General features: G+C 37.8%; 10 protein-coding genes and 1 pseudogene. 5 read left to right on the forward strand and 6 right to left on the reverse strand.

Annotated features, from left to right (window positions below; all coding sequences use genetic code 11):
- The 3 genes from Aru01_RS17040 to Aru01_RS17050 all read left to right on the forward strand — a co-directional run.
- Positions 1-441, forward strand: a 441-nt coding sequence (locus Aru01_RS17040) for a CorA family divalent cation transporter (protein WP_042111661.1), incomplete at its 5' end; no start/stop codon positions are given.
- Between the two features lie 170 nt (positions 442-611).
- Positions 612-1,328 carry a DsbA family oxidoreductase gene (locus tag Aru01_RS17045; protein ID WP_016657832.1) on the forward strand — a complete coding sequence of 239 codons (717 nt, stop codon included), beginning with the start codon at positions 612-614 and terminating at the stop codon, positions 1,326-1,328.
- 176 nt (positions 1,329-1,504) lie between these two features.
- Positions 1,505-2,632 (forward strand): hypothetical protein, encoded by a 1,128-nt coding sequence (locus Aru01_RS17050; protein WP_016657833.1) that lies wholly within the window; start codon positions 1,505-1,507, stop codon positions 2,630-2,632.
- A gap of 114 nt (positions 2,633-2,746) precedes the next feature.
- On the opposite strand, the gene htpG is transcribed toward Aru01_RS17050, so the two are convergent.
- From htpG to Aru01_RS17070, 4 genes are all read right to left on the reverse strand, one after another.
- Positions 2,747-4,666 (reverse strand): molecular chaperone HtpG, encoded by a 1,920-nt coding sequence (htpG, locus tag Aru01_RS17055; protein WP_016657834.1) that lies wholly within the window; start codon positions 4,664-4,666, stop codon positions 2,747-2,749.
- Positions 4,667-4,950: 284 nt separating this feature from the next.
- Positions 4,951-5,541 (reverse strand): OmpW/AlkL family protein, encoded by a 591-nt coding sequence (locus Aru01_RS17060; RefSeq protein WP_016657835.1) that lies wholly within the window; start codon positions 5,539-5,541, stop codon positions 4,951-4,953.
- 411 nt (positions 5,542-5,952) lie between these two features.
- Entirely contained in the window at positions 5,953-7,329 is a 1,377-nt protein-coding gene (locus Aru01_RS17065; RefSeq protein ID WP_016657836.1) for a Na+/H+ antiporter family protein, read from the reverse strand.
- Between the two features lie 105 nt (positions 7,330-7,434).
- Complete coding sequence (locus tag Aru01_RS17070; RefSeq protein WP_016657837.1) at positions 7,435-8,313, reverse strand: alpha/beta fold hydrolase; 879 nt, start codon at positions 8,311-8,313, stop codon at positions 7,435-7,437.
- A gap of 120 nt (positions 8,314-8,433) precedes the next feature.
- Here Aru01_RS17070 and Aru01_RS17075 point away from each other — a divergent pair, with 120 nt between their 5' ends.
- The gene (locus Aru01_RS17075; protein WP_016657838.1) at positions 8,434-8,910 is read left to right on the forward strand and encodes a PaaI family thioesterase; all 477 of its coding nucleotides are present in this window, start codon (positions 8,434-8,436) and stop codon (positions 8,908-8,910) included.
- A gap of 127 nt (positions 8,911-9,037) precedes the next feature.
- Positions 9,038-9,607 carry a PM1805 family lipoprotein gene (locus Aru01_RS17080; protein ID WP_016657839.1) on the forward strand — a complete coding sequence of 190 codons (570 nt, stop codon included), beginning with the start codon at positions 9,038-9,040 and terminating at the stop codon, positions 9,605-9,607.
- 13 nt (positions 9,608-9,620) lie between these two features.
- Here Aru01_RS17080 and Aru01_RS17085 read toward each other — a convergent pair whose 3' ends face one another.
- Both Aru01_RS17085 and Aru01_RS18390 read right to left on the reverse strand, forming a co-directional pair.
- Positions 9,621-10,079 (reverse strand): DUF6097 family protein, encoded by a 459-nt coding sequence (locus tag Aru01_RS17085; protein WP_016657840.1) that lies wholly within the window; start codon positions 10,077-10,079, stop codon positions 9,621-9,623.
- A 282-nt stretch (positions 10,080-10,361) separates the two neighbouring features.
- A pseudogene (locus tag Aru01_RS18390) lies at positions 10,362-10,842 on the reverse strand (hypothetical protein); the annotation flags it as partial.

The following is a 10,842-nucleotide window of genomic DNA, read 5'->3' on the forward strand; positions in this document are numbered from 1 at the left end:
AACCAAGAGCTTTATACTCTACTTTATTTAAATGAAAGTCTGCTCTATATCACAACTTCACTCAAACAGTTACTTCATGTTTTACGCCATGATGATGTTGCTAACTTAAAAATTAGCACGCAGCAAGAGCGTGAATTATATCAACACTGTTTGATTGAGTTTGATCAAGTTGCTGCGGTAGCTGAAATCAACCAGCTCAACTTAAACAACGTTATGGATGCTTATGGCAACGTCATTCAAAACAACGTCAGCCATGTCGTGAAACTACTCACAGCAGTAACAATCGTACTTTCAGTACCGACATTAATTGCGAGTGTGTATGGTATGAACGTACCGCTTCCCTTCCAAGAAGCTGAACATGCTTTTAGTTTTCTGATTGCATTTATGTTTTTATCAAGTGGATTGATTGCATACGTTTTTTATAAGAAGCAGTATTTCTAAATTACTCAAGCTTAGGCGTCGTGACTTTGAGCAAGTCACAACGTCTAGCCAACTTCGCTGATCTAGAGTGTAAACCCATCATTTAAGTATTTTTTTAAATTAACGCTTTAAACTACACAATTAGACCCTCATATATTGGAAATATTGACGATAAAATTTAGGTAAATACCATGCGTGTAGATATTTGGTCAGATGTAGTATGCCCTTTTTGCTATATCGGGAAAAAACGCTTAGAACATGTTGCAGCCGAAGCTGGCCTAGAACTCGAGGTACATTGGCACAGTTTTGAACTTGATCCTGATGCACCAAGTACACATGACACTTCAAATACAGAACGTCTAGCAAAAAAATATGGTCGTAGTTTTGAAGATATGCAGGCAATGGAACGTAATATTGCCGAAATCGCTGCGACTGAAGGAATTGAATTTAATTGGGAAAATGCCAACTCAGGCAATAGTTTTAACGCCCATCAAATTATTCATCTCGCGCAAAGTAAGGGACTAGGTAGCAAAGCCAAAGAGGCTTTTTTCCATGCATACATGACCGAAGGACTTGCCATCGGCGAACGTGAAATCCTTGAAGATATCGCATCGCGTATTGGTCTCGATCATGGTGAAGTGGAAGATGTACTCAATAGTAATAGTTTTGCTGAATTTGTTCGTCATGATGAAAAAATTGCACACGAGCAACTTAAAGTTACTGGTGTACCCTTTTTCGTTTTTGACCAACGAATTGCCCTTGCAGGTGCTCAACCACGTGAAGTCTTCCTTGAAGTTTTAGAAAAAGCTCAAGCGGATCTTCGTGCCCAAGCTGAACAGGTTGAAACTGACTCGGCGGCTATGTGTAATGATGAAAGCTGTGAAGTTCCTACACAAAATAAAGCCTAATCCGTTTGATTGATGACATAACGACAGCTCCCGGCTGTCGTTATCTCAATTATTTAGATATCTTATTGAGTTTAAAGCAATAAAAAAAATAATCTTCTCTGCACATCGCTTGTTATTTCCATCGATATTTTAGACAATAATTCAGTATTTTTTAATTAAGCAAAGTGACTTGCTCTATGAACTATAAATTGTATCGACGACTTCATTGCCAAGCTGCGATCGCATCGACCTTATTGTTATTTACCTCATTGAGTTATGCCAATACATCGACTACACAAGAAAATGGAGCATCAACACAACAAGGTGAACAGAGCCACTTTCAAAGTATTATTGACCATGTTCCAAACTTTATTGATGCAACTCCCACCATTCTTCCGCCAGAGTCCAATCAAGTTTTAGTTCCGAGTACCAGTCAAACTCAAGAAAATACTTGGGCTGATCAGCAACAAAATCAGATTCACAACTGGATTGACCGTTCAGCCATGAAAATTGATCAATGGTTTGGTCAGCCAGATCCAGAACGTCCAGCTGATGCAAGTCTCCGCTTGATCATTGACCAAAGCTATAATCAACATGACCAATATGAGTTTAAGCCACGTATCCGCGGAAAAATTAAACTGCCAGCGCTAGAAAATAAACTCAGCGTGGTATTTGGTGATGACACACTTGATAACGAATTTGACCATAACGTTGCAATTGTCAATCAAAATCCAGATTATGCCGTTAACAAACAATTTGATAAAAAACAATCCTGGGAAGATAACAGCTCAATTGCACTGCGTTGGTCTGAGATTTCTAAAAAATTGCCTTTTAAATTTGATGCTGACTTAGGCTTACGTTCAGGCGATGACCTTTATCTACGCTTCAAGGCCAAACGTGACTGGCCATTGAAAAATGACTTTTTCATTCACGCCGAACAGATTTATCGCTATGGTTCTAAAAGTGAAAACTTCTTAAGAACCAATCTTGAACTCACTCATGCCCGCCCACAACAGGCCTTTGTTTCCAACCAACTTAGTCTCACTTATGCGGACAAACAAGAAGATGATCTAAGTTGGGATAACCGCTTGTTTAGACAACATCAGTTTTTTGAAAACAACCGATTTAGTTATGGTATTTACAGTGGCGGTTTCTATGATCAAAGTGATTTACGTCTAGATAGCTGGGGACCTTTTGTTTCGTGGCGCCAACCCATAGGACGTGAGTGGTTATTTATACAAGCCGACCTTAACTATTTTAACCAACACCGTGATCATCGCGATCACTACCTCAGCAGTTTAATACGTTTTGAAGCATTGTTTTAAAACCATTTTATATAAAATTCCCTAAAAACTACGCCATAAAAAAACGACCTAATATAGGTCGTTTTTTAAAACAATGTGGCAAGGTTTCCTCACCACAAAATTATTTTTAAACTTTTATTTCAACAACAAGCTATTGATACGCTTTACATATTCAGCTGGGTTTTCAGGTAAACCACCTTCTGCTATCACCGCCTGATCAAAAATCACATTAGCCAAGTCATCAAATTGCGCTGAATTTTCTAACTTTTGTACCAATGGATGTTCAGGGTTAATTTCCAAAATTGGTTTACTTTCAGGGATCGCTTGTCCAGCCTGTTGAAGCATACGAATCAATTGTGGTGACAACTCCCCTTCACTCGTCACTAAACATGCTGGTGAGTCGACCAAGCGTGTTGTTACACGAACTTCTTTCGTTTTGTCTTTGAGTGAATCACTCAACTTTTCCACAACAGGTTTAAACTGTTCGGCAGCCGCTTCAAGTGCTTTCTTCTCTTCAGCATCTTGTAAATCACCAAGATCTACTGCACCTTTAGATACATTTTGAAGTGCTGTACCATCAAATTCATGGACAAAGTTCATTGACCATTCATCAACGCGATCAGCCATCAATAAAACTTCAATACCTTTTTTCTTAAACAACTCTAATTGTGGTGAGTTCTTCGCAGCAGATAAACTTTCAGCGGTCACATAGTAAATCGCTTTTTGTCCTTCTTTCATACGTGACTTATAGTCAGCTAATGAAGTACTGATCTCATCATTATTTGATGTTGCATAACGCAGCAGTTTTAAAATACGGTCACGGTTACCAACATCTTCACCCAAACCTTCTTTAATCACTGCACCAAATTCTTGATAGAACTGTTTAAACTTCTCTTGATCTTTTTCATCTTCAGATTTAGCCAAACCATCAAGCATAGTCAAAATACGACGCGCGTTACCTTCGCGTATCGTTTTCACATCACGACTTTCTTGTAATAACTCACGGCTCACGTTCAATGGTAAGTCGGCGCTATCCACCACACCTTGAACAAAACGTAAATAGTTTGGAATCAGATTGTCAGCATCATCCATAATAAACACACGTTTCACATAAAGCTTAATGCCTGCTTTTGCTTCGCGTGTAAATAAATCTGCTGCGGCTTTACCTGGGATATAAAGTAACTGGGTATATTCTGTGCTACCTTCAACACGGTTATGTGACCATGCCAATGGTGCTTCAAAGTCGTGACTTAGGTTTTTATAGAACTCAACATACTGCTCTTCTGTCACATCATTTTTACTGCGTGTCCAAAGTGCGCTGGCAGAGTTAATCGCTTCCCACTCATCCGTTTTGACCATCTGGCCGCCTTTAGGCTCTTCACCCTCAGCCACTTCTTCAGTTTGCCAAACTTCTTTTTGCATCTGAATTGGTAAGCTAATATGATCCGAATAACGGTTGATAATTTGTTTTACTTTATAAGTTTCTAAATAATCCAAAGCATCTTCACGCAAATGCAGGATGATATCTGTTCCACGTGAAGCCTTGTCAATTTGCTCAACTTCAAATTCACCCGTACCCGCACTGATCCAACGAACACCTTCATGACTTGCAGTACCAGCACGACGCGATTCAACAGTTATTTTATCGGCAACGATAAAACCAGAATAGAAACCGACACCGAATTGACCAATTAACTGTGCATCTGATTTTTGATCACCTGTTAACTTTGACATAAAGTCTTTTGTACCAGACTTCGCAATAGTCCCCAGATTATCAATTGCTTCTTGTTGACTTAAGCCGATACCGTTATCAGAAATGGTCAGTGTGTTGTTGTCTTTATTGAGGCTGACACGTACACGCAGTTCTGGATCACTTTCATAAAACTCTGGATGATTGATCCCTTCAAAACGTAATTTATCACAAGCATCTGACGCGTTAGAAATGAGTTCGCGCAAAAAGATTTCTGGATTAGAATAAAGTGAATGTGTCACTAAATGTAGAAGCTGTGCTACTTCAGCTTGGAAACTATGTTTTTCTACGCTTTGCTCAGTCATGAATGACTCCCTATCATATTGCTTTTCTAGAATGCTATATGAATTGGTGCCCCTTACTGATTTTTCAATACTTGATCTGACTTTTCTCTGATTATCTTGTTAATTTCTCAACAAATCACAATGTTATCCATCAAATAATAGCTTAAAAAGCCTCATTCTTTTTAGGGAATGAGGCTATTAAGCGCTGAATATTCTTGTTTTAATGTCTTTTATGATTCTTTGTTTATGTTTCTTTTCTTATGCTTTTTATTTATGGGCTCTAGTTGTTATCAGTTATGCCTCAATTAGAAACGGTAGCTATAACCTAATGTATAAACGATCGGATTTACATCTAACTTAAACTTAGTACGATTTTCATCGGCCAAAGTAATCTCTGGGTTAAGATCCGCATAACGTACATCTACAAAAACACCCCAGTTTTTTGCATCAGCAGGTTGGAAGTTCACACCAACTTGACCAGCAAAACCAAAGTCCTCTTTCACTTTATGGATTAAACCCGACTCATCCCAAGGAATGAATGCTGTCGCACCAATACCTACATAAGGTGTAAAGCGTGAACTGTTATTAAAGTTATATTTTGCAGTTAGTGTTGGAGGTAAATGCTTAAATTTCCCATCTAAACGAGCACCATCAATAGTCGCATTTTGGTTAAATGGCGCTGCTAATAATAATTCTGCAGAGAAGTTTGATTCACCAAAAAAATACTCTACAGAAGGTGTAAAGTTGAATTCATGCTCAGCTTTAACAGTAGCCTCACCCAACTTAGTATCAGAAGTAGGTGCTAATACACTACCACCAAGTTTAACTTGCCAAGGACCTGCAATTGCAGAAGCTGATACACCTAATAATGCAACGAGAGCTAGTTGTTTAAACATTTGAAACACCTTTACCTAATTCATGCAAATATAATAAACACGTGGCAATAAAATATGCAACACATAATATAACAATCCAATGACATTTATTTACATACACATGATTTATAAAGATATTTATTTATTCATAGTAATTAAGTTGGTTTAAGCAAATATTATATCTTCCATTTACATCTTATAATTTATTTTCACTAGCATATTAATTCAAAGTGTATTACTTGGTTTTCGATTCCTAGTAATTTAATAAGGTTTTCAATATTAATTATTAAAACTACAGCTTATTCTCTATTATTCCACTTATTAATACTACACTTTTTAATATGATATTTTAAATACATCTTTAACCAATAGATAAATAAAAATGGCTCAATTTATTTAAAACTGAGCCATTTATAATTAATCACAATATAACTAAAGTATCATTGCTGCGATCCAACCAAAAATCATCAATGGAATATTAAAATGTATAAAGGTTGGTACTACACTGTCGTGCATATGGTCATGCTGACCATCCATATTTAGTCCTGAAGTTGGTCCTAATGTGGAGTCAGAAGCAGGAGAACCCGCATCACCCAAAGCAGCAGCTGAGCCAATCAAGGCAATGGTTGCTGCTGGACTAAAACCAAATTGCAAACATAGCGGCACATAGATAATTGCCAAAATGGGAACAGTCGAAAATGATGAACCAATGCCAAGCGTAATGAGCAAACCAATCAGCAGCATTAAAAATGCAGCAAGACCTTTACTATCCCCGATCCACTCAACAGAAGCTTGTACCAATGTTGGCACTTGTTGAGTTGCATCGATTACAGCAGCAAACCCTTGTGCAGTGATCATAATAAAACCAACCAATGCCATCATTCGCATACCCGAAATAATGACATCATCAGCTTCACTCCACTTAAAGATGCCAGCAAAACTTAAAATCGCAACACCCACTAAACCAGCAAGGATCATTGATTCGGTATAGACCTGTACTGACAATGTTGCCAGTACAGCAAAAGCGGCCATGTATAAAGTAAAAGGAGCAATCTTAGGTGCCGCCTCTTGCTCGACTTGAATCGGTTCACCTGCAATAGATTGTGTACTCGCTTGAGGCTTAATATCGCGATATTGTCTTGGCTTACGATAACTAAAGAAAATCGCAACCAATAAGCCCACGAACATTCCCAATACAGGAATCAACATTGCTTGAGGGATTTGACTCTTTTCAATATGAAAACCATAAGCTGCACCATAAATATTGATGTTATGCGCTAAGATATCATTTAAGAATACTGCCCCAAAACCTACGGGGATCAACATATATGTTCCGACTAAACCAAAAGTCAAGATACAAGTAATCACACGACGATCAAGGTTAAGATAATTAAACACGCCCAATAGCGGTGGAATAAGTACAGGAATAAACGCGATATGAACGGGGATAAGATTTTGTGAACAGACCGCCGCTAAAGCAATCGCAACATAAACTAAATACTTGACTTTATTACGAGAGCTTGCCCCTGCACTCGCATCTGACTTTAAGGTTTTAATCAGTTTAAAGGCCAATAAATCAGGTAAACCAGAACGGGCTAAAGCCAAGGCAAAAGCACCTAACACTCCATAAGCTAATGCAATTTTTGCACCGCCACCCAAGCCCTGATTAAATGCCTCCAATGTTCCCTGCAGACCTAAACCTGCCAATAAACCACCTGTGATCGCACCTGTAATTAACGCAAATACTACTGGAACTCGCGCCAAAGACAGGCTAAACATGACCACGATAGCCGCTATAATTGCAATCATATTCAAAGCATATTTGAAAAAAAGGGCATTCTAGCAGAGTTTATCCACAAGGTTTGCCCACTTTATCGTGAATTTAGCATAGCAGCCAAATTAACTTAAATTGCATTATGCTGTGTGTTGATGACGCTGAGCAAAGTCAGCAATCAACGCTGCAATTTCTGGTGCCCGACTTAAAATTGCCCAGTGATTAGCATCTAATTCAACGCGCTCTAAATCATTAACCCACTTCGGTAACTCATCAATCAGAGCTGGGCTTACAAAATTATCTCTTTTCAATACAATCGCTTGCACAGGACACTGCGCATGACGCTTACGCGGTTTCAATAAGCGAGCGGCGAAATTTGCTCGATATAATGCAACCCCATAACGCCCATCATGAGCAATGTTTTGGTTTAAAGGCAAATCATCTGTTTTTTCCAAACGTGATAACACCTTGCCCCAACGTTCTGCATTAAAAAACTGCCATACTGTCGGTGCGAGTAAAGGCAATTGAAATGCAGCAATATACCAAGACTTTGTCAGTTGCTGGAAAAATTGGGGCTTATTTTGTTGAAATTGCTCTCGCAGCCAAAATGCTGCATGGTCTAAACACGGTCCAGATAAGGTCGTATAAGAAAGTATACGTGACTTAAATTCTGGGTCAGTTACAGACTCCCAGCTTTGAATAGAACCCCAGTCGTGTGCGACCAAATGATATCTACGATCCGCTAATAGTTCCTGAGTAACACAAGCTAAATCCTGTGATAAACGAGCTAAGCTGTAGTCTCGGATGCGTTTAGGTACGGAAGATTGACCTGCGCCACGCACATCATAGGTCACAATATAAAAATCTTGCATGAGCTCATTAATAATTGGTTGCCAAACCTCCTGATTATCAGGATAACCATGTACCAAAACCAAAGCTTCCTTGTCTGGATGCCCCCAGGTCATTGCATTTAACTGCTGCCCATCTTGGGTTTTAATCCAGTGTTGATTTGTTTGCATATCCAAGTCCCATCTTATTTTCATGATTGACTATTTATTTGTAATCGTGCGCAATTCGATCAATGCTTGCTGCGTGATTGTTGACTATTATGATTCGATATTTATGAATTAGAATTGACCATGTTTAATATTATTAAGAAAATACAGACAGTTCCCTTTATAGCAAAATATCTACTCAATCAATATGCACCATTTAAAGGAGCAGGTATTGAGATTGATCAGTTTGATGTAAAAAACCACCATATCCGTATCAAAATGCCAATTACCAGCAAAAATCGTAATGTTGTTGGTACACATTTTGGTGGTAGCCTTTACGCTATGGTTGATCCATTTTATATGCTGCTCTTAATTCACCATCTTGGTCCCAAGTATATTGTTTGGGATAAAGCCGCTTCTATTAATTTCCTCTCCCCAGGACGTAGTACCGTTTATGCTGATGTTCGCTTAGACCAAGCCGAGATTGAAGAAATTAAAAGCTTGGCTGAAAATTATGCGCCAGTATATCGCAACTACACTTTAGATATTTATGATGAATCTGGTTTACGTATCGCTGAAGTACACAAAACCCTATATATCCGTCGTAAAAAATCAAAATAATTGAATGTTATACAAATACACTAGTGCCGTATTTTAAATTATGTTGAAATGCGATTATTCAACTGCATATTGACTGCTTGAATAATTGCATTTTTCTTAATTTCCACCATGAAATATGAGCCTAACAATGACGATGACAAAGAAATATATTTTATTCCCTCTCACAGCACTGAGTCTATTTGTTAGCGCATGTAGTGACAACAAAACGCCAACAACTGAAAATACAAAAAATCCAGTAACAGAATCTAAAAACGTTACAACCCAAGGCAATTGGCAGATCAAACCTGCTGAACTTTCTTCAAATATCGCAGCTGATATTCAATCTGACCTTGCAGCACTTAATCAAGTCATCAATAGTATGAATAGTCGAGCAGTTGCCTTAAAAGATGAGATCAACGGCCTTGCCAGTAATCCAGCCCAAATGTCAGAAACGTTTAAGAGTGCCAATGCATTACAAGAACAAGTCAAAACAGAAATTATGGCACTGCATTTAAAAAGTGCTGAAGTCCAAAAGGTTCGTACTGACATGATCGATAATTTAATGACAGCTAATCAGCTTTATACGCTATCTACTGCAGCTGACTTTAATCCCAATGCACCGAGTAAAGAATTTGAGCAACTGACACAGCGTTCAATCGCTATCCAACAAAAAATTGGCACTGAACTCGATGCACTCAACCAAAAATATTCTAAATAACTGAGACGCTGGCCTATGGCTGAGTACGTTGAACCAACTGCTGCGTCACTTGACGAATTGTATGTTTGGCTTGGGTATTCAGCTTATAAAAATAAGCCACTAAGCCAATGAACGCTAAAGCATATAATGCCACGAACCAGATGTATTGAATTGCATCAGCAAAAATAACCTGACTGATTGATTTAACATTTAAATCAACATCAAAATATCCCAAGTAACGACTCATAAAAAGAAAAATACAATAGAACAATACGGGTAAAGCCAATATACCAGTCCCGAGATTCGCCTTTTTACGTTTAGCATGAAGTTGGGTAAATTGATCTTGACCTAGATATTTTTCAATCACAATAATCTGTTCATCCAGATCATCTTTTGAAGTAATGGGTAACTTATGCTCTTCAATAAAATAATGCAGCTCTTTTAAGTATTGAGCATCATCCAATGCATCGCTTAATAAGCTTAGGTTATTCATACTATCCGATCTATTAAAAAACAGATTATTTTATAGGACTTAAATCACTGCGTATAAATGTTATATGTTAATTTTCGAAACACTTTTTTAAAATTACTCAACTTATAATTTTAAAACCCTTTAATTCGACCACTTTTCAATCTATGTTCTATTAAAATGCAATACTAAAAACAAAAAGCTGAGCCCTATATTTGATAGAACTCAGCATTATCAACCTCTTAAATTCTTGCCCTCAGTTACATACTACTGAAGCAATAACTTTTCTGGGTTTAATCTTGAATATTAGATTAGGCTAGAATGATTATCGAGTAAGCTATCTGTCATTGCTGGCTGAGGCATAACCAACAAATGATCAACAGCAACAGAATCATTCGCTTTTACAGTCACTTCAACTGTTTCAGAAATTTCAAGTTCATTCAGTAAATCATCAATCTCATTACGATTTACTTGAATGTTTTCTGTACCGGCCAAAGATGCAAAAAGGCCAACTACATCTTCATCCAGTGTTAAGTCAGTCGTTACATCAGCAAGTGAATCAAATATAGGTGTCTCTGAAGTATTCGCTAGAATATTCATGATTTGATCAGCCACTTGATCAGCTGCAGTCAAATCATTCAATAAACCAGTCACCTGATCCAATGGTAATAAACCATTTGTCACTTTATCGAGTAAATCTGCAACTACTTCTAATGATAATAAACCATCTGTTAGACCACCAATCAAATTAGTCACAAGGTCAAGCGGTAACAATCCACCAGCAACG

The sequence above is a fragment of the Acinetobacter rudis genome (assembly GCF_000829675.1).
In the GTDB taxonomy this organism is placed as follows: Bacteria; Pseudomonadota; Gammaproteobacteria; order Pseudomonadales; family Moraxellaceae; genus Acinetobacter; species Acinetobacter rudis.

Excerpts from the sequence above, each read along its gene's own strand:
- Aru01_RS17045 (WP_016657832.1), top strand. The coding sequence starts at position 612 with ATGCGTGTAGATATTTGGTCAGATGTAGTATGCCCTTTTTGCTATATC.
- Aru01_RS17050 (WP_016657833.1), top strand. The coding sequence starts at position 1,505 with ATGAACTATAAATTGTATCGACGACTTCATTGCCAAGCTGCGATCGCA.
- htpG (WP_016657834.1), bottom strand. The coding sequence starts at position 4,666 with ATGACTGAGCAAAGCGTAGAAAAACATAGTTTCCAAGCTGAAGTAGCA.
- Aru01_RS17060 (WP_016657835.1), bottom strand. The coding sequence starts at position 5,541 with ATGTTTAAACAACTAGCTCTCGTTGCATTATTAGGTGTATCAGCTTCT.
- Aru01_RS17065 (WP_016657836.1), bottom strand. The coding sequence starts at position 7,329 with ATGATTGCAATTATAGCGGCTATCGTGGTCATGTTTAGCCTGTCTTTG.
- Aru01_RS17070 (WP_016657837.1), bottom strand. The coding sequence starts at position 8,313 with ATGCAAACAAATCAACACTGGATTAAAACCCAAGATGGGCAGCAGTTA.
- Aru01_RS17075 (WP_016657838.1), top strand. The coding sequence starts at position 8,434 with ATGTTTAATATTATTAAGAAAATACAGACAGTTCCCTTTATAGCAAAA.
- Aru01_RS17080 (WP_016657839.1), top strand. The coding sequence starts at position 9,038 with ATGACGATGACAAAGAAATATATTTTATTCCCTCTCACAGCACTGAGT.
- Aru01_RS17085 (WP_016657840.1), bottom strand. The coding sequence starts at position 10,079 with ATGAATAACCTAAGCTTATTAAGCGATGCATTGGATGATGCTCAATAC.